The sequence below is a fragment of the Sphingomonas gellani genome (assembly GCF_900110035.1).
Lineage (GTDB): Bacteria > Pseudomonadota > Alphaproteobacteria > Sphingomonadales > Sphingomonadaceae > Sphingomonas > Sphingomonas gellani.
This window is the reverse complement of record NZ_FOCF01000009.1, coordinates 1-22,105: the sequence shown is the minus strand read 5'-3', so window position 1 is coordinate 22,105 and position 22,105 is coordinate 1. Positions and strand designations below refer to the sequence as shown.

The window sequence follows — 22,105 nt, the reverse complement described above, 5'->3', positions numbered from 1 at the left end:
GCGCGGCGTTTTTATTGATACTGCGCGTAATAGGTGACGAGCCCGCTACCCAGGGCGCTGTCTACCCCTGCCGATGAGCCGACGCGGCTGTAGACGTAATAGGTCGTGCCGCCATCGGTGAACGCACCATCATATTCCAGCGCCTTCACCGTCGCGCCTGTGTCGTCGGTGATCCGTACCGAACTGGTGGCGGTGAAATCCAATGCCTTGTTCGACCCGAAGGTGATGATGTTGTCGCCATTGGCGTCGGCGATCTTGCTGGTCGTCACCAGCACGTCCTCCTTGCCGAACCGGCTGATGGTGTCGCGGCCATCCTCCTTGCCGTAGTACAGAAACACATCCACCCCGGCGCCGCCCCGCATCGCATCGTTGCCGACGCCGCCTTCGAACACCGTATCCGCACCGTCGGAGCGCAGGGTGTCATTGCCGCCTTCGCCGGCGATGATGCTCGGTTGGTCGCTGCCGACCATGATGTTGGCGAGGTTGTTGCCAAACGCCTGCGCATACTCGCCACTGATCTTGACGAACTCTACCTCGCTGTCAGGATAAAGCTGGAAAAAGCCATCGGCATAAACCCGATCAAATCCCTCGCCCGCCTTTTCGGTGACCGAACTGTCGACGCCCGTAATGTAGTAGGTGTCGTCGCCCGCTCCCCCGTGAAGGCCGTCGTGCTCATATTCGAAACCCGCATTTCCGCCGTCGTACAGGGTGTCGTTGCCCGTTCCGCCATAAAGGTCTTCGCCCGCTGACGAACCGATCACCGTGAAGTCGCCGGCACCCGCGACATGCACGCGTGCATAGGTGTGGTCGTAGTCGCCATTCTCGTCGGGAAACAGGCCCCTGATCTGGTTCACGGTTCTGCCGACGATATCCTCATAAGCGAAACCTGTCGAAGTGCCTTCGCTAAGATCGATCGTATAGCCGTCGCGCACGAACACCGTCTTGTCGGGAAGCGCATCATATTCGGCCTTGGTCATGGAAGTCGGGATCGGCACCTGATTGGCCCAATCGATCCCGCTTTGCGTCAGTGCCACGTCCAGATAGTAGATCATGACTGGTCCCCTGCTACCCGGTCGAACGCGCGCGAGAACGTAATGCGCTGCGCGCCTCCGCCACGGATACTTGTGTACGCCTTAATCAAAGGGTCGTCGAGACAGGTAAAAACACCGGTTTCGTTACCCGCCAACTCGCAGTCCGCGTTTATCCCACGGGCGTATTTGGATATTTTGCATCTGATAAGTCGCGGTAACCTACGGATTAACCCTCCAGCAAAGTAGGGCGGCAATTTCTTGCCGGTATCCGGCGGACATCAGGCGGATGGCCTTTTCCGATCCCGCCGCGGATTTCTGCAAGGACCCCGAAATGGCGACCACCTACATCACCCCGACCGGATCGGGCGACAAGAGCGGCTCCAGCTGGGCGAATGCCGCAGCGATCACCAACCTGGACGCGATGGTGAGCAAGGCGGGGGTGGGCGGCACCGTGCTGCTCGCCGCGAACAAGGGTGATTACGTCGTAAAGGCGCCGATCAGCGTCAACGGATCGGGCGTCACCATCAAGGGCATCAACACCGACGGCACCGCGGGCGAGGCGCATTTCACCGGCACCCGCGCGGCGGAGTGGACCAAGGGCGCGGCGGACGGCAACGAACTGTTCCGCATCAACAAGGGCGCGGACAACCTCGTCTTCCAGAACATGCAGATCGACAACACCGGCACCGCGTTCAAGGTGGGCGGCGACGTCAAGAACCTGACAGTTCAGCACATCGACGCGAACAACGTCCAGCGCTTCTTCGAAAACTATGCCACCGGCACCAACAAGACCGCGACGATCAGCGGCCTGAAGATCAGCGACGTCGACGTGAAGGGCTTCTCCGAAAACGCCATTCGCCTGCAATACGACACGCACGATGTGGTCATCGAGAATGTGCGCGGCGACAGCGAGCGGCAGGATGACGACGGCTTCGCCATGGGCGTCCACCTGGAGGACACCGTTCACAACGTCGTGTTCCGCAAGGTCACGATGGAAAATGCGACCGGCGACCGCGGCAGCGGTACCTACTGGAACGGCGACGGCTTTGCGGCTGAGCGCGGCACCTACAACCTGACGTTCGAGGACACCGTTTCGCGTGGCAACACCGACGCCGGATACGATATCAAGGCGAGCCACGTCACCTTCATCCGCGCTCTGGCCGAGGACAACGCCCGCAACTTCCGGATCTGGGGTGACGATGTGAAGATCGTCGACTCCACCGCCCTTAACCCGAACCTGCGCGGCGGCTCAGGCTCCCAAGTCCAAATCTGGGTCGATGCTCGCGCAACCGTTTCGGTGGTGAACAGCGATCTTTCCGACAGCGGTTCCAAGACGAGAGTGATCGAGGGCAAGGGCAGTGTGACGCTGATCGGCACGACCATTGAACAGGCCGACACCGCGACAACCGTCTTGGGCACCAAGCCCGTCGGACTTGCCGCCGCCACAATCCAAAAGATCGTCGCAACCGGCACCTCCTCCCAAGGCGCCACCTATAGCGACGGCAGTGTCGTAACCGGCTTCACCAAGGCGGTCGCGCCGGAGGAAGTACTGGTAACCGCGCCGACTCCTACGGCACCATCGGCGAGCGCCCCGGCGGCAGGTGGTCCGAGCAACACCGGTGCCTGGACCAAGGTCGCCGGCACCGCCGCCAACGAAACCTTCAAGGCGACATCGCTGGCGGAAATGTTCCTCTTCGACCAGTCCAAGGCAAATGGCGTTGACGTCATCAAAGGCTTCGCCGGCAACGACTTGGTGGTGTTCACCCAAAAGCTGGGCGACGCTAATGGCGACGGCATCACCACCTTCGGCAAGGACGGCGTGCTCAACATCAGCACCGGCAACTCGCTTAAGATCGAGGGACTGACCAAGGGGCTGCGGCTGATCGGCCAGACCGCCGACGGTTACGTTTACGGCGACGCCAGCGTCTGGAAGGCGGGCTCCACCCTGCCTACCGCGGTCGCTCAGGCCTATCATGCCTCCACCGCGGCGAACGAGACCTATGTCGCGACCAACGCTCGCGATACCTTCTACTTCGACGTGCAGGCGGGGAAGACCGGCGCCGACACCATCAAGGGCTTCGGCAAAACGGATGCGATCGTCACCAAGGTGGCGCTGGTCGACGGCAATGGCGACGGGTACATCGTGCCGGGCAAGCTGGGCCTCGACCTGGGCGGTGGGACCGGCAACCTGGTCAAGGGGCTGGACCTCGGTAAATCGGGCCTGCGCGTGATGGGTTCCACGGACGAGGGCTTCGTCTACGCCGACGCCGCTGTGCGACCCAAGGGCGCGATCGAGGGCAAGCTGACCGTGTCCGACACCCTGTCGGGCGGCAAGACCGACAGCGCCACCGATACCTTCTTCTTCGACACCGCGCTGCACCGGGCGCTGGGCGCGGACAAGGTGGTCAATTTCGGGGACAAGGACGTGATCGTCACCACCAGCCAGATCGGCTCGGGCGCGGTGGGATCGCACATCGACGCGACCGGCGGCAGCTTCACCCTGTATGACGAAGGTGTCGCAATGGGCAGCGTCGCGGTTTCCGGCATCGGCGGAGCGGCGGTGAACAGCCTGGAATTTGACGGCGTCAAGCACGTCGATGGCGTAAGCTACTATGTCTACAGCCATGTCGGCTCGGCAATCGGCCTGGACGCGCTCGGCTGATCTGAAGCCGAGAGGGGAGAGGCGTTGGCCGCCTCTCCCCCCTGATGTTCACCGCCCAAAGGGAAGGGCGCGGCGGATGGTGGCGAGATCACCGGGCTGAGGCAACAATATCTCCCGCATCGATAGCCCCGTTACGCGATTATACAGGACGATGTAGCCTAGGGTCGCAATGAGATAGCAGGCGCTCGACGCGGCCGCCGCCCCCATCGCTCCATAACGGACGATCAGCATCCAGCCGAGCACGATGTTGAGCACCAGCACTGGCACCATGACCACCATCGCCGTCCAGGGCTTGCCACGCCCGGCCAGATCGATGTTCAGAACCTTGAACACTATAAAGGCAACAATGCCCGGCAACAGCAGGATGCAGATGTCGGCGCTTTGTTCGAAACGATGCCCATAGAGGATCGGGAACAGATACTTCGCCGCGAAGCCCAAGCAAACGCTCAGCCCCAGCGCTGCCATGAAGGCGAGCCGCGCCAGCAACAACACCTTGCGCGAAAACAGCGTCTCGTCCTTCGCGTTCACCCCACGCGACAGAACCAGAGATCCGAGCATGGTTGGCACTTCCCAGATCAGTTCGGCAATCGCTATCGCCTGAGCATACAAGCCTACATCCGCCAGCGTGCTGAGCCGGGTCAAAAGAAGGATCATGATCCGGTAATTCAGCATCAGTACCACAAGCGAGGCGGCGTAGCTGATACCCTTGCGTTGTAACTGGGCAGCGACCGCACGGTCAAAGCCGATGCGCAGTGGCTGTTCCTTACCAAGCAGATAAAGCGCATAGGCAGAAGCAGCCAACGCACCTCCAGCGGTTGCCAGCATCACACCGTAGACGCCCCATCCTGCCGCCCAGCCGAGCAGGACTACTAGCACTAGGCTGATCGCGGCAGGACGCCAACTCGTCTTGCGGAACTCCGCTATGCGCTGACGACCGAGAAATACACCGCTGGCATAGCTGGCCGACAAGGACAGTGGGATCGTCACTACCGCCAAGGCACGCAAAGTCCAGTCGCCCTCCGCGACATGGGCGAACTCAAAATATGCAAGCGACAGGAGAACGGCGATGGCGCTGGCGATCGGCACCATGGCAAATAGCGTGGGCTGCAAACGCTGGAGGGGAATGATACCGCGCCCTAGATGAAAGGCGGTCGATTGCCGCACCCCCATTTCTGAAACGCTGATCGCGAGCTGGGATGGCACGGTCAGGGCCGACACCAACCCACGCCCACCTGGACCGAGCAACCGCGCGGTGATCAGGCTGGACAGGAACTGCGCGAGCTTCACTGATACACGGCTGGTCGCAACACCAATCAAGTCGCGCACAAACCCGCCCCGGCGCCCCGCTGCCCGTGGGGAAGAACTAAAGCCAGGGTCGGATTTGGAGGAATGCTGATCCAATGGCGCGGCCATAAGCTACCGATCAAGATTGAGGGGGATGCCCCACGCATATCAGCAAACCGCTTCGCAGCCATCCGGGATCATCGGCGGTCCTCAATCCACCGTGCCTCGAGGGCGAACCACCTGTTACAATTTGCCAAAAATTAATTTTTCTCCTACCAGAACGGGACACATTCGACATGGAACCATTTCCGATATACCGCGTGGAGCTGTAAGAGCCTAAAAAACCACAGTTTTCCTTTCCTCCTGGCACACCGATCACCGTGTTGAGCCAAGAAGCTTGTTCGGCAACGTGCGATCCGAAGGGTTGACGCTTTGTTAAGAATATAGCACCCGTCACCCATGGCGTGAGTCGGGGGCGGTCCCTGTCTGCGCTTCGCACAGGGGAATATGCACATGGCATTCCGGGATAACAGCACGCTTATTCGCACGGCACAGACCGTTAAGCTCCTCGCTGATAACGAGAGCGGCACCTTCAGTGGCGCAAATGGCGCGCATGCGTTCGTCATCTCCGATGGTGACGTAGGCGACGACCAGCTGGTCAACTTCGGCTCCGACGATTCGATCATCACTGGCAAGAAGATCTACGACGGCAATAACGACGGCTACATCAGCTTCGGCCCGAACAACGTGCTCGACGTCGATCGCACCAGTTCGAAGAACGCCGGCAATGACCAGATCACGGTCGGCGGCACCGGTGGCGACTTGGTCACCACCATCCGCTATCTCGGCACCAAGGACGGCGGCTTTGCCTATGCCGACGCCACCACTCGTGATCAGCTGCTGGGTCATTTCACCAGCGGTTTTGAAAGCAACAACGGCGGTGGCGACATCACGGTCCAGGCACAGTCGCGTCATATCGACAACGATGTCGGCAACAACACTTATGAGTTCGGTTCGACCTCGGTCGCGCTGCTGACCGACAATGCGCTCGGCCTGAACTTCGGTGGTGACACGATCAACGGCTTCGGCAGCGACGATCTGCTGATCTTCACTTCGAAGTTGTACGACAGCGACAACAGCGGCGTCGTGACCTTCGGCAAGAACCTGGTTCTCGACCTGTCGGGCGCCAACGGTCCGTCCTCGAGCGATCCGAGCAAGGGTCCTGGCGGTCAGTTCGACCTGAATGCACCGAACCAGACCTCGGTGTACTTCCTGGGTGAAAAGACGATCGGTGAGACCACCTATTACTACTACGGCACCGCCGATCACGGCGCGGTTCCGGGTCTGACTGCCTGATCGTTACATCCTGACGATCTGGAAAAGCCCGCTCTCCGAGAGGAGGGCGGGCTTTTTGATATCAGCCAATCTGGCGAACCCTCTGAACGCTGACGATACCCTGCACGACGGAATGACGACGTCGCGGCTGAGCGGCGCTCTCAAGCCACCGTCAGCGCCCATGCAGACGGGGAGGCAACCTACCGAGCGCACAGATGAAAGGCCGACGCTTCAGAAGAAGCGCCGGCCTTTTCCATCATCGGCGTGGCTCGACCGCTACCGGATCAGAAGGAAAGGTTGGCAGTGCCTACCGCTGACCCCTCCAAGCTGTAGACGTAATAGGTCACACCGCCATGATCGACCGAGCCGTCGAATTCCAGCGACTGGACCGCCGCTCCGGCCAGGCCGTGCAGTTCCACCGTGCCCACGTCACCCGTCAGCTTGGCCACGCCACTCTTGCCCAGCTCGGTGCTGGACAGTGCACTGGTGGTAACCAGCAGGTCCTTGGCGCCGAAGCTGTCGATCCGGTCGTCGCCCAGATGGATGTCGAGGCCGGTGTCGAAGAAGAACACGTTCTTCTTCGCGTCCAACACGTCGCCCTTCAGCACGTCGTCGGAGATCTTGCCCTCGATCGCGCCCTTTGGCTTCACGCTGGCATCGGCATAGACCGACAGACCGGTGTCGTCTGTGCCCAGAAAGCGCAACGCAGTGACCCCGGCGATCGTAACCGTATCGGCACTGCCCGCACCGTCCAGGCAGAGCTTCTGGCGTGGCATGGAAATGATGCCGTCGCCATTCCCGTCGAACAGCTTCCCGTTCGTGACCAGGATATCGTGCTCGCCGAAGTTGCTGATCTTGTCGGCACCTGACTTCGCGTCCAAGTCGAAGTAGAAGCTGTTGTGCGCCTTCGCGCCGGTCAGCGTGTCGCTGGTGGATGCCGATCCATCGACCGTGCCCGCGCGCTGCAGCAACGGGGATTCGGGCAGGCCGGGATTGACGGGGGGCGGGGCTTTGACCGACACCGCAACCGTGGCGGACGACGACGCCTTGCCGTCGCTGGCCGTGTAGGTGAAGCTGTCCGACCCGACATAGCCCGCCGCGGCCTTGTAGACATAACTGCCATCGGCCGACAGCGTCACGGTGCCATGCGACGGCCCCTTCTTGAGCGCGGCGGTCAATGCATCGCCGTCCGCGTCCTTGTCGTTGGTCAGCACATTGCCCTTGCCGGTGTCGCCTGAGACGATCGCCAGTGTGTCGTCGACCGCGACCGGTGCGGTGTTGGTGACCGGCGGAGGCGTCGTCACGGTGCCGCCCGACAGCTTGTCGATCTGCGCGATGGTGGCGTTCAGGTTGTCTGTGATGCCCATGTAGAAGACGACCGTGGTCGCTTTGCCCGCGCCCAGCGTGCCCAGGTCGAAATTGATGCTCATCGACACGTCGGCATTGGTGACCGTGCCGACCGCCTGCGCGGTGGTGACGGAATTTGCATAAGGGTTCTGGTTGATGAACCCGCCGGTCGTGACCACCGCCCGGTCGTCGTTGGAATACAGGAACATCGGGTCGGCACCCGCCTTGGCGGCGGCGGTGACCAGCGCGCTGCCCGAACCCTGCTTGACGATCGTGTTGACGGTGGAAAAGCCGTCGGCGAGATCGGGATCGACGGTGCGCATGTAGCGCAGGTCCGCCATGGACACGGACGAATTGTTGGTCAGCGTGACCTCGAACCGCAGGAACTTGGCATCGTCGGTCAGCGTGATCTTCTGGTCGACGCCCAGCTTCTCGGTCGTGGCACCTTTCCAGTCGGACTCCGCAACGGTCTTGGTCGATCCGTTGCTCGCCTTCCCGTCGATCTGGCTCAGCCCCGCCAGTTCCTGGTTCGATCGGACATAAGTGTTTCCGCCGGTCTTGTAACCGATGTTGAACCCTTCGATGCACAGGCCGCGCACCACCGCGTCATGCGTGGCGGCCTTGCCCGTACCAAAACCATCGGTGTCGCCGATCAGGCCCAGGCGCCGGTATCCCGCACCCGTATCTGTGGTCACGCTGGAAGGTACGTTTTTCGCCGTGCCGATCGTCCCGCTGCTGCTCAGTCCAACAGCGAGGTACTTGCCCTGGAGGTAGGTTTCTTCCCCAACCATGCCATTCAACAACGTCATGCGTCGATCCTCAAAATGGCCCACGGCATCGCCGTGCGGCACGTTCCGTTTCGTCGATCACAAGCCCCCCCCTTGTGCGCCACCATGGCGGCACGGGACTGATATCGCGTGATTTGATTTGCCTTTTTCACCCTTGCAGGAGTCACCACGAACCAGGTTGTCCTGTTTTTAACGATACGTCAGGTCGTTGCCCGCCCCCGCGAGCAGCGACCATGATGTTTTGCGTTTCAACTGCGCTTCTACTACGCCGGTCTTGGTTAACGCTTCTTTTCGATATCTCACGCGTTGGGCGATAAGTGGTTAGATTTTCTCGGTATAATGAGAATCCGCTGGGATTCCCCTGTGGGTTTACTCTGCGGTTTATTTGACGATCGGCTGATCGGTTCATCCGTGGGTCATCCATAGGCGATCCACCGATGCACGCACGCCTACCCACATCACATGACGTATCGAAGCACCCGGTTCGCAACCGGCATGCCGGGGTGAGTCGCGGCGTCGTTGGCGACGTAATAGTTGCCGTCGAACGCCACCAAGCCTTCGATCGCATCGGTGCCGGTCAGCGTGTCGACGCCCGCCAGCGTCCAGCCGCCATAATCGCCCCGCACATACCGCCCAACCATTCCCGGCGCGCCATTGTCGCCCCAACTCGCCAGCAGGTCGCCCGTCGCGGGATCAAAGGTCAGGTGATCGGCATAACCGCTCGGCAGCGTCAGCACCTGGCGCGTCGCCGACAGATCGGCACCCGCCTTGCTGAACCACCGCACGATACCGGGTGACGCGTCGAACAAAATGGCCAGCTGGTCCTGCACCGCATCGTGCGCGATGCCGTTGGTGCTTGGCGGCAGGGCGATCGGTGCTCCGATCAGCGTTCCGTCGCGTGCGATGTGGAGCAGGTACGCGCCGCCCGCGCTGGTCGCCTTCAGCACCGCCCACAATGTCGCGTCGCTCGTATCGAACGTGACGCCCTGCACCGACCCGTTATAGCTGTCGCCCAGCCCCCATCCGGCGACATCATAGGCGCCCAGCACCGTGGCCATGTCGGGCGACAGCCGCGTCACGCCGGCGAAGGGCTGCGGGCTGGCCAAGCCGTTGCCGACCCACCAGCATCCGTCGATTGGGTCGCGCGCCAACCCGGTCGCCGCCATGCCGCGCCCCTTCGCCACCGGATGGTCGCCATCGGGCAGGGTCCAGGCACCGGCCATCGTCAGCGTGCGACTCGCCTGCACCAGCGGCACGACGCCGATTGCCGCCATGTACCCGGCCAGCGCATCGGCCAGCAGGCGGTGCTCGGCCGCGCTCAGCGATCCGCCCGCGACGTGGGCGCAGAACTGGCCGTCCGCAAAAGCGCCGTTCGCCTTGCCGCTCGCCATCGCCGCGGCCGAGCGCGCGGCGCTGGCGGCGGTGGACACCGCGCCCGTCGCCGTGCCGTCGCGGAAGATCTGCACCGCATTGACGCCCGACCGGTCGATGATCGTCAGCCCGTACCCGGTCGCAACCGCGCCGGCCGAGGACACGGCGGAACTGTTGATCCGCCCCGCCATCACGTCGCCGCTCCCACGCGGGTTCAGCGTACAGCCGCTGCCCATCTGCGTGCCGATGGCGGAGGTTGTGTTGCGATCCCCCTTGCGGAACCAGGCGCCGTACATGCCCGCATTCTGCTGAAACGCGACACCTTTGGCCGGTGCCCAGCCCCAGTCGATCGCGTCGTCGCTGCCGTCGGTAAAATATCCGCGGTCGGGCACGAACACCGGCGCGCCGATCAGCCCCGCGTCATAGCCTCCGCCCTTCCAGTTGAGCAACGCCGCCTGCGCGTGATGCGCAGCCAGAACCACCAGCACGTCCAGCTTCGCCCACACGCCCCCGTCGACCAGCGCCGCGACCAGCCGGTCGATCGCATCGACCCGCGCCGATACGGGCGGTACCGTCATGCGCGCCACCAGGGCCGCCGTCGCCGCCCGGCGCGGCTGCACCGGCACGACACCCGGCGTCAGGGGATCGACGCAATCCCATCCGAATCCCAGCATCATCAGCAATGCGCCAGAATGTCGGCCGCTGTGGTGCCGGTCGCGCGGACATAGCGCGCACGGGCCCGGATGATCGTCCCGGCCGGCACGTTGCGAAATACCACGTCCGCGCCGTCATCGGCACAGCGCAGCGTCACGTGACCGCCCGTGCCGACATACAGGGCCTTGGGCAGGCGGGACAGGGCGGTCGTGTCGCTCGGCACGACCGTCAGCACCGACCGCGACGGTGCCAGCGGTGAATCGCCGAAATTGTCCAGGGGATCTGCCATCAAACGTTCCTCGGTTGACCGGCGACGATCGCCGATGTTCCGGTTCCGTTCTCACAAGATGGATCGTGTAGGACAGGGTTTTCTGAATCCGGTTGGCGGCGCACGACAGCGTTACCCGGCGCCAGGCTCCGAACCTGCTGCCCTAACGAGAGCGGGGCGGCATGTCGGATTGGCTGATCGGGTTCTAACCGCGCCGCGCCACCGACTGAACGCTGCGGCTGTCGATCTGACGTTCGTCGCTGCTCGCCAGGCTCAGGGCAGAGCCTTCGCATCTCACGGCCGTGATCCGCCTCATCGCCGCCTCCGCACAGGATCGAAGCTGATCCGCTTCGGCACGGCCGAAACATTCCCAGGGCGATGGATCGAACACGCACAAAACACCTAGCGGCAGCCCCTGCCTGTCGAGCAGCGGTGCCCCGGCATAGAACCGGATCAATTGACTTTCCTGCACGCTCGGATTGCTGGCGAAACGAGTGTCCTACGCGGCATCGGACACGCAGAAAATGTCTGGCGCTTCCATGATCGCATGGCCGCAAAAGGATGTTCTGCGGCTATAGGGCCCACCGGGCAGACCAGCCGTCGCGATAAGATACTGCCAGTCACCGTACACGATCGACAGGGCGGCCATGGCCGTGCCGTACCGTCCGCGGACATGCTCGACGATCTTCTGGAGGTCGGGATCATCCGACAGCGACAACGCTCCCGATGCCTCGACCGCCCGTTCGCGCTCGGCTCCGTTCGGATAAACGGGCGCAGGCTGATAAACGTCCACACCCATGTTGATGTATTCTCCCCCGTTTTGGGCGATAGGGATCGTTAAGGGCCGTGCACAAGCACGATCTTCGCCCAATGCTGCGCTTTGGACAAAACTCGCCGCGTGAGAACATCGGGTATCACGTCGAGCGCTGCGACACCGTCGCCCCAATGCGGGATCCGTTACTGACCCTCGGAATAGCCGTGAAGGTCCAACAAGCGGCGAAACCCAAACGCTTTGCTTCGAACAGAGAATCGCGGCCGAACGAACACGCCGCACCGGTGCGAGGCATGAGCAATGGCGGCGCCTCGACCCGGGCTGGACGCGGCTCCGGCGCGTGATCCACCGAACCGGTACGCCCCTGCGAAGACGGGGTGCCGGACGATGCCGCGTAAGGGTCCGGCCTCCTCGCTTAGCGGAAGCATGACGGCGCCGGCTCGGTGAAGTCAATCTTCAGCCGCCGCACTCCCTGTGCACGTGCGGACGACCGCGAGACGGACGCATTACCGAAAGATCGTCACCGCAGACGATCGACCTGATGGGTACTCAGGCCGATCCAACCAGCCGATCTCACCGCACCGGCGCGCTGTCCGGATCGGGCAGGGGCGGGCGGGCGTCCGCCGTCACGGGCAACGCGGTGCCCAGCGCGCCTTCGGGCGGCGGGGTGGTCGATGCGCGGACATTGGCGTCGGTCGCGGCGGGCACCAGCGGGGCGGGGCGGCTGCGCTCCGACCAGTTCGGGACGCGCAGCGCCTTGTCGATCGGCTGCAACACCGTCTGGAACGGCCCGAACTGGTGACGGCGCTGCTCGGCCAGGTTGGCCGTTTCGTCATATTCGGGGGCGGCCTGGACGATCAGCGATGCCTGCAGCCGCCCCATATAGGCGAGCAGGTTCGCCTGGTTGACGTAGCGGGTGTAGTTGGCGGTCGCGACGATGATCTGGGCATTGAGCAGCCGCTGTTCGGAATCGAGCACCTCGAAGTTGGACCGGAATCCTTCGGCGAAGCCGCGCCGCACGCCTTCCAGCGCGGCCTCCGCGGCGGTCACGCCCCGCTCGCCCGCCACGACCTGGTCGCGCGACGAGATGGTCTGGTTCCAGGATGTCAGCACCTGCTGGTCGACCGAACGCCGCGTCGCCTCCACCAGGAACTGCGCCTGTTGCTGACCGGCGATGGCGGCACGCACGCGCGACCCGATGATGCCCTGGCTCAGCAGCGGCATGGTCACCGTCGCCGCACCGCTTATCGCGCGACCCAGGTCGCGGGTCTGGTAGCTGTCGGGACTGACATAGCCATAGCTGCCCGTCACCGACAGGATCGGGTTGCGCTCCGCCCGCTGCGCGGAAATCTGCGCCTTGGCCGCGCGCTCGTTGAAGATCGTCTGCCACAGCGTCGGGCTTTCGTTCTCCGCCACGCGATAGGCGAGGTCGAGCGAGCCGGGGATACCGGGCAGCTGTGGTTCGGGATCCAGCACGCCGGGGTTGCGCCCGACCACCGCGGCGAAACGCGACCGGCTCGCCTCCAGATTGGCCTGCGACTGCAACAGCTGGGTGCGGATGATCTCCAGCTGCGCGGTCGCCTGCGCGATGTCGGTGCGGGTCAGGTCGCCGGCCCGCTCGCGCGCCTGCGCCTGCTGGACCTGACGCGAATAGGAATCCACGGACCGCTGCTGGATCGCGACCAGCAGCGTGTCGCGCCGCACGGAGACGTAGGAGTCCACCACCTCCAGCAGGATGAAGTTCTCCACCTCGCGCAGCCGCTCGCGGCCGGAGAACACCGTCGCCTCCGCTGCGGACACCGCCGCTGCGGTGCGTCCGCCGTTCAACAGGATTTGCGACGCGCTGACCGACACGCCCATTCGGCGGTTCGACACCCGCTCGAAATTGTCGAGGAAGTTGCGCTGGCGCTGCTGGTCATAGGCGAAGGTGCCGTTGATGCCCAGGTTCAGCCGGTACGGCGACGCCGCCTGGATCACCTGTTCGTCGACCGCGCGCAGCTGGGCACGCTGCGCCTCCAGCTGGGGGTTGTTGCGGTAAGCGTCCGCGATCGCCTGGCCGAGAGAGTCCGCCCCCGCGGGCGTCACCGTCCACGCCGACATCAGCATCGTCGCGCAGGCCAGCTGCGCCTTTTTCCACGTGCCCACTGGTCCTGTTCCCCCTCGGCGTTTCCCAGCCGGTTATCGGGACATGGTTACCATAGCGTTGGGGCCGTGCCAAACCAGATCAACCGCGACCGGGTAATGGTCCGACCCCGTCCGGTCCAGCCGGCGCACCGCCGCGACGTTCCAGTCCGGCCCCGCATAAAGATGATCGATCGGCACCAGCGGCACCGGAAACGCCCGCCCCCCGACGCGCGCCGGCCAGGAGGGCACCGCCGTCACCCGCCGCATCGGCGCCAGCGCCTCATCCAGCCACCGCAACCGCGCCGACCACGGTACCAGGTTCAAATCCCCCGCCAGAATCAGCGACCGTTTGTCCGACGCGCCAGCCACCGCCCCGGCGAGCGCCGCGCGCTGGCGTCGATCCGCACCGGGCGCCCGCCCGCGCGACAGGTGGATCGTCGCCACCGGGACCACGGCGCCGTTCGGCAGGTGGACACGTGTATGGATCAGCCCCGGTCCAACCTGGCGCCCGTCCGCATCCCGAAAACGATAGCGCACCCTCTCGATCGGATAACGCGACAGGATCGCCAGCGCGCAGCGTTGCCGACACGGATTGGCATAAGGGTAAAGCCGGCGCAGCAGCGGCAACGTATTCGCGAACTGCTTGTCGACCTCCTGCAACAGGATCAGGTCGGCGCCCGACGCCGCGAGCGCAGCCGCGGTGTTTGTCGGATCGACGTTGTCCACCCAGACATTGTGAGTCACCACACGCAGCCGGAAACCACCTTGCGGGGCAGCGTCAGGGTGGGGGACCGCCAGCAGGATCGGCACGCACAATGCCAGAGCCACCAGCGCCACGGCCGCCCCGATGCCGCGCGGACACGCCAGAGCCAGTGCACCGACGGCCAGTATTGGCGCGGCCGGCCATGCAGGCGACACTGCGTCCAGCACCGCAGCCCATTCGCCGATCCAAGGGCTTGCCGCCAACACCAAGGCAGCCGCAGCCAGCAGCGATGCGAACCCCGCGCACAACGAAAACGGCCGACGTCCGACACGGTCGCGCATGATGGTCTCCATTGTCCCGGAACAGCCGAACCGGCGCGATACCAGTGTCATGCTGCCAGGCAAGGTTGATGGCTGGCCTTGTTGCGCCACCCCGGTTATCGTGCCGGTCAATCCGAAGGGGGATGACATGATTTCCAAGACGCGTGCCGGCATGACCATTTCTCGGCTGGCGGCGCTGGCCGTGATTGCGGCTCTCCCCACGGCCTGCGCCCGGCATGCCGGGCCGGTGGTCGCCGCATCCGAACTGGCCGCGACGCCCGACGTCTATCACCTGGGGCTAGGCGACAAGCTGAGGGTCAACGTCTTCGGCGAACCCAGCCTGTCCGGCGAGTATCAGGTATCCGGCAACGGCGCGGTGACCATGCCGCTGATCGGCGATGTGAAGGCGGTGGGCCTCACTGCCCGCGAACTGGAAGCGGCGCTCACCACCCGCTACGCGGCCGGCTATCTGAAGCAGCCGCGCATCGCGGTGGAAGTTTTCGACTTCCGCCCTTATTCCATCCTGGGCGAAGTGCAGCGCCCCGGCCGTTACCAGACCAGTGAAGGGCTGACCGTGCTGGGCGCGGTCGCCGCAGCGGGCGGCTACACCTACCGCGCCAACACGCATCAGGTGTTCCTGCGCCGTGCCGGCGAAACCGCCGAACATCAGGTGACGCTCGACCGTGACTTCCCGATCCAGCCCGGCGACATCGTTCGCGTGGGCGAGCGCTATTTCTGATCGCGTCCGGAACAGCTGACCACTCATGTCGATGATCCTCGCCATTATCGCTGTCCAGGCGGCCTCTTCCACGGGGCCGGTCGCCACGTCTGATCAGGCTGCACCTTCGGGTCAGACCGACCAGACCGGCACGGCGCAGCCACTCGGGACGCAGCAGGCAGCATCGCCTTCGGTGACGACCGCCGGCCCCGGCGCCCTGACACAGGGTTCTGCGTCACAGGGCTCTGCGTCACAGGGGGCCGCATCACAGACGGACGCATCGGGAGGCAGTACCGGCCTGCTGCTGCCGCGCGGGACCGCCACCGACATCCGCCCATCCTTCACCGACGGGACCGGGGGGGTGCTGATCGGCGACCGGCGTCTCGACACGGTCACGCTTCGGCGTCGCCCGGCCTACGACCCCGTCGGCATCCGGGCGGGGAGCTATCTGATCTTTCCGGAAGTCTCGTCGACGGTCGGCTATGACAGCAACGTCTACCGCCAGCGCTCTGGCGCGTCGGACGTGTTCGGACGCGTGCGCGGGGCGGTTCAGGTCCGTTCCGACTTCCCCCGCAACGCGGTGGTGTTCGATGGCTATGTCGACCAGCGGGTCTATGGCAGCTATTCGACAGAGAATGCGCTGACCTATGACGCACACCTGCTCGGCCGGCTGGATTTCGGGCGCAACGACCGTATCACGACCGAGGTACGGCATACCCGCGCCGTAATGGACCGTGGTGCCGCCAGCGAAATCCTGAATACCCGCGAACCGATCCGCTACGACGTGACGATCTCCAGCATCGCGGGGCGCAAGACGTTCGGCCGACTGTCGCTCGGCCTGGGCGGCGCGGTAAGCTACGCCGATTACGATGACGCCGAAACGCCCGCCGGCCTGCCGCTCAGCCAGCAGTTCCGGGACTCCACCGTGTACCAGTTGCACGGCGATGCCGGCTATGCGCTCGCAGCCGGACCGGAACTGTTCGTGTCGGTCACGGGGGAGGCGCGCCGCTTCCGGGTGGCTGCCCCGCCGATCACCCGCGATGCAAACTCGGTGGAGGTGCTGGGCGGCGTGCGCAGCGACATCACCCCGCTGCTTCGCGGACAGATCGGCATCGGCTACATCCATGCCGACTTCAAGGATCCGACAATCCGGTCGCGTGGCGCGCTGGGCATCAATGTCGCCCTCGATTATCTTGTCACGCCGCTGACGACGCTCCACGCAAGTGCCCGGCGCGAGCTGCGCAACGTCGCTTCCGTCACCGCCCCCGCCGCGCTGGTGACAGAGGGAAGGGTAGGCGTGGACCATGAACTGTTACGCAATCTGATCCTGTCGGGGTCGGTCGGTTACCAACATGCCGATTACCTGAACTCGGACGGCACGGTCCGTCGCTACACCGTAGATGGTGGTGCGCGATGGCTGTTGAACCGACGTATCCGGGTCGATTTTGACGCAGGTTATCAGCGCCGCGATGGATCGGGCCGGGCGAACAATCAGGAATTCGGCGAAACCCGCGCCAGCGTCGGTGTCGCGTATCACCTGTAAGCCTTCGATCGAAACCCCACGGTTTTACACGTACAGCAGCGATCGAGCGCCGCGCGCGAGGATCGATTGCCGGATGGGGCACGCGTAACCTGTATCGGCATCAATCCGGTATAGGCTCGAGTGTCTAAGGGCATCTGCAACGGACAGGACGCCGGTCACGGCAAAGAACAGCCGCTGACCATGGCGCGTCTATGCATCCATGACCGCGCCACAGGTCGGTTGCCTCGAGTCCGTGGCGAGGTGGCGACCCACCGTACATGCTAAAGCCGCCACTCGCCGATCATTGACCGGCGAGTGGTGACGGATCAGGTATAGTACGCCTTGAACTGCTTGTAATAGACCATCTCGTCGTCACGCCCGCCGCGTGCCTGCGCCTTCAGGTCGACCATGGTCATCGCCGCACCCTGTACCCGCGCGCCGGCCCGGCCGAGCAGATCCAGCGCCAGGCTGATCGCCTGGGCCGGAGTTTTGCGCCAGCGCGCGACCATCAGCACGCCATCCGCCATGCCCGCGATCGCTCGCGCTTCCGCCAGCGGCAGCACCGGCGCAGTGTCGAGGACCACCAGGTCGAACTGGTCCGACAGTTGTGCGATCAGGGTTTCCATCGCGGGCGATGCGATCAGGTCGTAATCACCCGTCACCTGCGCGCTCTGCGCCAGTACATAGGCACCCGACGCGGCATCGTGGACCAGCGCCTGATCGAGTGGGACGCTGCCCTTCAGCACGTCGGTCAGGCCGTGCTGGACGCCGCTGGTCAGCGAGCGGCTGGACGCCCGGCGCCGCACGTCGCAATCGACCAGCACCACCTTGTGCCCTGCCATTGCGGCCGAGCGGGCCAGGCAGATGGAGGTGGTCGTCTTGCCCTCGTTGGGAAGGGCCGACGTCACTGCAAGCGAACGGACACGCTGGTCGGGATAGCCCAGGCGCAGCGCGGTTCGGATGCTGCGGAACGCTTCGCCGAACACCGACCCCTCGTTGCCGACCAGATAGTCCGCCGGTCCCATCGGGTCACGCGACTTTACCCGCGTACCCGGCACACTCCGCAGGTCGGCAACGGTGCCGATCACGGGGATGCCCATCTGCGCCTCGAACTCGCGACGGCTCTTCAGTCCCCGCTCGAGCAGTTCCAGTACCAGTACCAGCGCACCGGCCGCGAGCAGTCCGGCCAGCAACCCACCGACTGCGAACAGCGGCAGACTGGGGAAATCCGGTGCACCAGGCACCATGGCGTGCGAGATCACATACGCATTGCTCTGATCAGTGCCCTGGCCCGCAACCGACTGGCGGTATCGATCCAGAAACGCCTGATACAGGCTGCGCGCGGAGTCTGCGTTGCGGACCAGCTCGGCGAGCTGGACAGATGCCGCGTTACCCGCGGTCAGGCCGCCCTGCGCCGCGTTCAATGACGAACGGATCGCGGCGACGCGGCCATTGGCGACGGATGCCTCGGCGGCAAGGTTCGCCCGGACCCGACCGCTTTCGGTGCTGATCGTGCGATCGATATCCGCGATCTGCCGGTCGATCCGCGCCAGGTCCGGATGCAGCGGACCATAGCGGCCAGCCAGGTCAGCGCGCTGCACACCCAGCTGGGCACGCTGGCCGCGCAACGCACCCAGCGCCGCGGTTTCCTGTGGTCCGCCGGCACCCGTAGCCCGAGCGGCGGACAGGCGCGCCTGCGCTGCCGCCCGTTCCGCCTCCGCGGTGGCAAGCTGGGTGTTCAGCACGGAGATTTCCTGCTGAACGGCGGTGCTGTCCTTTTCGACGTCGATCAGGTTGGTGCGCGCGCGGTAATTCGCCACCGCCTGTTCGGCATTGATGACGTCGCGGCGCAGGCCAACCAATCGGTCGCGCAGCAAGGTGGTCTGGGCGTTGCGGGCACCTTCCTTGCCGGTACGCTGGTCCTCGATATACTGGTCCACGACCTGATTGACGATCGCGGCCGCACGTGCGGCATCGTTGCCGGAATAGCTGACGGTGATCGCGTAAGACACGCCCGTCCGCTTCACCAGCAGGCCGCTCCGCACGACGTTGGTCGCGCGCTGCCGCGCCACGGCCGGCGGGGAGACCGGCTGGCCCGCGATCCGACCGAAGCCGACCACATCAGCCAGCTTCAACCGGTCCGCCACCTCACCGGCCAGTTGGGGAGAGGTCAGTACCTGTACGGCTGTATCAACCGATGGGGAGTCGGTGGGCAGAGCCGCGTCGCCGCTCTGCTGTCCCACCAGTTCGTCCACCCGCCGGTCCAGCGCGACCGTTGCCGTGGCGGTGAATCGCTGAGGCAACATGAGATATGCGATGGCGGTCAGCACCAACACGACCGCGATCGTCACCAAGATCGGCCATTGCCGCTGCCGCAGCGTGGCACCGATGCCACGCAGGTCGATCAACCTGGCATCCGTATCCGGTGAACCAGAGGCGCCTGAGGGCATGGTGTTGTCCGTTCTCATATCCATAGCCGTTCAGTTCCGTACATCTTGCATCCACATCGGATCGTTGTTCGCACTCAGCGCTCGTGAAGCGACCGGGAGAAGGCTTCGGTCAGGGGGTCGAGCATGTACTGCAACGCCGTGCGCCGCCTCAGCTTGACCAGAACCTGAACGGGTACGCCCGGACGAATGCCGCTGTCCGCGCCGCGGATCGCCTTCAGCTTGTCGATCTGCGACTTGGGCACCACGATCTCGGCGGTGAAATAGCCGCGGCCCGACTTCTCGTCGACGAGCGCGTCCGCCGACACGTTGCGCACAGTGCCGAGCAGGATCGGCAGGTCGCGTTCGTGCAGCGACAGGAACTTCACCTCCGCCTCGCGCCCTTCGAACACGCCATCGATGTCGCTGGGCTGGAAGTTCGCCTTGACGATCAACGGCGCGGCGTCCGGCACGATGTCCAGGATGGGCTGCCCCGCCTGGATCACGCCGCCCACCGAGAACACGCGCAGGCCGACGACCCGCCCGGCCAGCGGCGCGCGGATCACCGTGCGTTCCAGCTGGTCCTTGGCGGCGAACCATTTGGGCATCACCTCATTCAGCTGAAACTGGGTGTCGCGCAGCAGGGTGGCGCTGTCCTCGACATATTTCCGGCTGGTCGCGATCGACTGTTCGCGCGCCTGGCCGACCTGCTCGCGGCTAGCGGCCGCGCGCGACGCGTAATCGGCGTCCGCGCCCTCCAGCTGCTGGATCGAGCGTTCGATCGCGCGCACCGAATTGCGCGACACATAGCCCTCGTCGGCCAGCTTGCGCGTGCTTTCGAGCTGCTGCTGAAGCGAAGCGCGCTGCTGCTGGCTGGCGCGCGACTGGGCGGAAAAGCCGGTGGTCTGGTTGGCGACCTCCGCCTCCTGCTGGCGCAGCACCGCGCGGTTGGCGGCAAGCGAGCTGGACCGGGCGGAGCGCTGCGCGACCTGGAGCTGCTTGGCGCGCTCCACCAGCATCGCGTCGTCGCCCTTGGCGTTCGCGAAGCTCGCCGGCCAGGCGATCGGGGTGCCGCGGATGTCGGCTTCCAGCCGGGCGCGTTGCGCCTGAAGGTCGATCACGCTGCCGGCTAGGGCGCGCTCGGTGGCGACCACCTCCGCGCCCTGCAGCTTGATAAGCACCTGTCCTGCCGCGACATGTTGGCCTTCGCGCACCTCCAGCGACTGGACGATGCCGCCATCGCGATGTTGCACCGTCTGCCGGTTGCCGGATACCGACACCTGACCCTCGCCGCCCGCCGCCGCATCGAGCCGGGCGATCGACGCCCAGCCGATCAGCACCACGAAGAAGAAGATTGCGATGCCGATGCCGATGCCGATCGCGCGGCGCGGCGAGTCATCCATCTGCAGCCGTTCGGCGATCGCGCGCGGCGCGGGGATGATCTCTTGCGACCCCTGCGGCCGCTGGACGATTTCACCGCTCACCCGTTCGTTCCTTCACCCTGGGCCTGAGCCGGACCTTGCGATTGTTCGGGGTGCTGGGGCCGCGCAGCACCCTCGTTCGGCAGCCGTTCCTCGCGCGCCGGCTCCACGGCGGCCGGACGGATCACCTTGGCACGGTCGTCATACACCTGGATCTGGCCGTCGCGCAGCAGCATCACCTTGTCCACCGCCTGGAGCAGGCCGGTACGGTGCGTCGACACGATCACCGTGGCGCCGCGCTCGCGCAGCTCGTTCAGCGTCTGCATCAGCCGCGCCTCGCCATTGATGTCGAGATGCGCGTTGGGCTCGTCCAGGAACAGCAGGTTGGGCCGCCCGAACAGCGCGCGCGCCAGCGCCACCACCTGACGCTGGCCCGACGACAGGCCGCCACCCTCGCGCATGGTCAGCTGCGTGTCGTACCCTTGCGAGAAGCGCAGGATCAGCTCGTGCGCGCCCGCCATCTGCGCGGCGGTCACCACCTCGCGGTCAAGCTCGGGACCCTGTCCGTCGGTAAAGCCGCGGAAGCGGGAGATGTTGCCGTGCACCGTGGTCGGGAACAGGGTCGGCGTTTGCGGCATATAGCCCAGGTGCCGGCCCAGATCCTCGCGGTTCCAGTCGGCCAGCCGCGCGCCGTCGATCCGCACCTCGCCCTCGTCGGGCTCCAGCGCGCCCGACAGGACGCGCAGAAGCGTCGACTTGCCGGCACCGCTCGGCCCCACCAGCGCGACGATCTCGCCCGGATTGACCGAGAAGCTCAGGTCGTTGAGCAGCACCCGGTCGCTGCCGGGTGCGCGCACCACGATATTGCTCACCTCCAGCTTGCCGGTGGGCACGGGCAGGGCGGTCGGCATCACCGTCACGTCGGGCAGGCGGCAGAAGGTGTCGAGGCCCTTGTACGCGTTCTGCGCGCCCATCACGTTCTTCATGGCGCTCAGGATCTGTTCCACCGGCTGCAACGCGCGGCCGAGGATCAGCGAGGCGGCGAAGATCGAACCGGCCGAAATGCTCTGGTTGATCGCCAGCCATGCGCCCAAGGCCAGCGCCATCGACTGGAGCAGCATGCGCAGGAACTTGGTGACCGCCAGAAACCCGCCGGAGGTGGAGGCGATGTCGCTCTGCTTGCGGACCAGGTCGGCGCGTTCCACCAGATGGCGGGTGACCAGCGCGTTGCGCATGCCCAGCGCACGCGCCACTTCGGACGCCTGGATCGAATAATCCTGGCTGCGGTAAGACGCGGTGGAATATTGCGCGGTCTGGGCCAGCTGCTTCTTGGTGGCGAAGTCGCTCCACACCGCCAGC

The 22,105-nt window shown here is 64.9% G+C and carries 15 protein-coding genes and 1 pseudogene; 4 read left to right on the top strand and 12 right to left on the bottom strand.

Annotation, left to right across the window (positions count from 1 at the left end; genetic code table 11):
- Nucleotides 1-11 precede the first annotated feature (11 nt).
- Nucleotides 12-1,052 carry a calcium-binding protein gene (locus BMX37_RS15285; RefSeq protein ID WP_093666650.1) on the bottom strand — a complete coding sequence of 347 codons (1,041 nt, stop codon included), beginning with the start codon at nucleotides 1,050-1,052 and terminating at the stop codon, nucleotides 12-14.
- Between the two features lie 310 nt (nucleotides 1,053-1,362).
- Between BMX37_RS15285 and BMX37_RS15280 the strand changes: the two genes are divergently transcribed.
- The gene (locus tag BMX37_RS15280; RefSeq protein WP_139198103.1) at nucleotides 1,363-3,693 is read left to right on the top strand and encodes a hypothetical protein; all 2,331 of its coding nucleotides are present in this window, start codon (nucleotides 1,363-1,365) and stop codon (nucleotides 3,691-3,693) included.
- Between the two features lie 48 nt (nucleotides 3,694-3,741).
- Here BMX37_RS15280 and BMX37_RS15275 read toward each other — a convergent pair whose 3' ends face one another.
- The gene (locus BMX37_RS15275; RefSeq protein ID WP_170842002.1) at nucleotides 3,742-5,019 is read right to left on the bottom strand and encodes a lipopolysaccharide biosynthesis protein; all 1,278 of its coding nucleotides are present in this window, start codon (nucleotides 5,017-5,019) and stop codon (nucleotides 3,742-3,744) included.
- A gap of 471 nt (nucleotides 5,020-5,490) precedes the next feature.
- Here BMX37_RS15275 and BMX37_RS15270 point away from each other — a divergent pair, with 471 nt between their 5' ends.
- Nucleotides 5,491-6,333, top strand: coding sequence for a hypothetical protein (locus tag BMX37_RS15270; protein WP_093666647.1), 843 nt, complete (start codon nucleotides 5,491-5,493; stop codon nucleotides 6,331-6,333).
- A gap of 263 nt (nucleotides 6,334-6,596) precedes the next feature.
- Here BMX37_RS15270 and BMX37_RS15265 read toward each other — a convergent pair whose 3' ends face one another.
- The 7 genes and pseudogenes from BMX37_RS15265 to BMX37_RS15235 form a co-directional block, all read right to left on the bottom strand.
- Nucleotides 6,597-8,468 (bottom strand): Ig-like domain-containing protein, encoded by a 1,872-nt coding sequence (locus tag BMX37_RS15265; RefSeq protein ID WP_139198102.1) that lies wholly within the window; start codon nucleotides 8,466-8,468, stop codon nucleotides 6,597-6,599.
- A 437-nt stretch (nucleotides 8,469-8,905) separates the two neighbouring features.
- Nucleotides 8,906-10,495 carry a hypothetical protein gene (locus tag BMX37_RS15260; protein ID WP_093666645.1) on the bottom strand — a complete coding sequence of 530 codons (1,590 nt, stop codon included), beginning with the start codon at nucleotides 10,493-10,495 and terminating at the stop codon, nucleotides 8,906-8,908.
- Nucleotides 10,495-10,761 carry a spike base protein, RCAP_Rcc01079 family gene (locus tag BMX37_RS15255; RefSeq protein WP_093666644.1) on the bottom strand — a complete coding sequence of 89 codons (267 nt, stop codon included), beginning with the start codon at nucleotides 10,759-10,761 and terminating at the stop codon, nucleotides 10,495-10,497. Before BMX37_RS15255 ends, BMX37_RS15260 begins: the two co-directional genes overlap by 1 nt.
- A gap of 184 nt (nucleotides 10,762-10,945) precedes the next feature.
- Nucleotides 10,946-11,227 (bottom strand): annotated as a pseudogene (locus tag BMX37_RS19465) (GAF domain-containing protein); the annotation flags it as partial.
- A gap of 12 nt (nucleotides 11,228-11,239) precedes the next feature.
- Nucleotides 11,240-11,539, bottom strand: a complete 300-nt coding sequence (locus tag BMX37_RS15245; RefSeq protein WP_093666642.1) for a hypothetical protein — start codon at nucleotides 11,537-11,539, stop codon at nucleotides 11,240-11,242.
- Nucleotides 11,540-12,085: 546 nt separating this feature from the next.
- The gene (locus BMX37_RS15240; RefSeq protein WP_093666641.1) at nucleotides 12,086-13,657 is read right to left on the bottom strand and encodes a TolC family outer membrane protein; all 1,572 of its coding nucleotides are present in this window, start codon (nucleotides 13,655-13,657) and stop codon (nucleotides 12,086-12,088) included.
- Nucleotides 13,658-13,690: 33 nt separating this feature from the next.
- Complete coding sequence (locus BMX37_RS15235) at nucleotides 13,691-14,680, bottom strand: endonuclease/exonuclease/phosphatase family protein (RefSeq protein ID WP_170842001.1); 990 nt, start codon at nucleotides 14,678-14,680, stop codon at nucleotides 13,691-13,693.
- A gap of 127 nt (nucleotides 14,681-14,807) precedes the next feature.
- On the opposite strand from BMX37_RS15235, the gene BMX37_RS15230 reads away from it, so the two are divergent.
- Nucleotides 14,808-15,398, top strand: a complete 591-nt coding sequence (locus BMX37_RS15230) for a polysaccharide biosynthesis/export family protein (RefSeq protein ID WP_093666773.1) — start codon at nucleotides 14,808-14,810, stop codon at nucleotides 15,396-15,398.
- A 25-nt stretch (nucleotides 15,399-15,423) separates the two neighbouring features.
- Entirely contained in the window at nucleotides 15,424-16,920 is a 1,497-nt protein-coding gene (locus BMX37_RS15225) for an outer membrane beta-barrel protein (protein WP_093666639.1), read from the top strand.
- Between the two features lie 305 nt (nucleotides 16,921-17,225).
- On the opposite strand, the gene BMX37_RS15220 is transcribed toward BMX37_RS15225, so the two are convergent.
- The 3 genes from BMX37_RS15220 to BMX37_RS15210 form a co-directional block, all read right to left on the bottom strand.
- Nucleotides 17,226-19,307, bottom strand: a complete 2,082-nt coding sequence (locus tag BMX37_RS15220) for a GumC family protein (protein ID WP_170842000.1) — start codon at nucleotides 19,305-19,307, stop codon at nucleotides 17,226-17,228.
- A 116-nt stretch (nucleotides 19,308-19,423) separates the two neighbouring features.
- The gene (locus BMX37_RS15215) at nucleotides 19,424-20,809 is read right to left on the bottom strand and encodes an HlyD family type I secretion periplasmic adaptor subunit (protein WP_093666637.1); all 1,386 of its coding nucleotides are present in this window, start codon (nucleotides 20,807-20,809) and stop codon (nucleotides 19,424-19,426) included.
- On the bottom strand, nucleotides 20,806-22,105 hold a 1,300-nt coding region (locus BMX37_RS15210), incomplete at its 5' end, for a type I secretion system permease/ATPase (RefSeq protein WP_093666636.1). The genes BMX37_RS15210 and BMX37_RS15215, both read right to left, overlap by 4 nt.

Excerpts from the sequence above, each read along its gene's own strand:
- BMX37_RS15285 (WP_093666650.1), bottom strand. The coding sequence starts at position 1,052 with ATGATCTACTATCTGGACGTGGCACTGACGCAAAGCGGGATCGATTGG.
- BMX37_RS15280 (WP_139198103.1), top strand. The coding sequence starts at position 1,363 with ATGGCGACCACCTACATCACCCCGACCGGATCGGGCGACAAGAGCGGC.
- BMX37_RS15270 (WP_093666647.1), top strand. The coding sequence starts at position 5,491 with ATGGCATTCCGGGATAACAGCACGCTTATTCGCACGGCACAGACCGTT.
- BMX37_RS15265 (WP_139198102.1), bottom strand. The coding sequence starts at position 8,468 with ATGACGTTGTTGAATGGCATGGTTGGGGAAGAAACCTACCTCCAGGGC.
- BMX37_RS15260 (WP_093666645.1), bottom strand. The coding sequence starts at position 10,495 with ATGATGCTGGGATTCGGATGGGATTGCGTCGATCCCCTGACGCCGGGT.
- BMX37_RS15255 (WP_093666644.1), bottom strand. The coding sequence starts at position 10,761 with ATGGCAGATCCCCTGGACAATTTCGGCGATTCACCGCTGGCACCGTCG.
- BMX37_RS15245 (WP_093666642.1), bottom strand. The coding sequence starts at position 11,539 with ATGGGTGTGGACGTTTATCAGCCTGCGCCCGTTTATCCGAACGGAGCC.
- BMX37_RS15235 (WP_170842001.1), bottom strand. The coding sequence starts at position 14,680 with ATGCGCGACCGTGTCGGACGTCGGCCGTTTTCGTTGTGCGCGGGGTTC.
- BMX37_RS15230 (WP_093666773.1), top strand. The coding sequence starts at position 14,808 with ATGATTTCCAAGACGCGTGCCGGCATGACCATTTCTCGGCTGGCGGCG.
- BMX37_RS15225 (WP_093666639.1), top strand. The coding sequence starts at position 15,424 with ATGTCGATGATCCTCGCCATTATCGCTGTCCAGGCGGCCTCTTCCACG.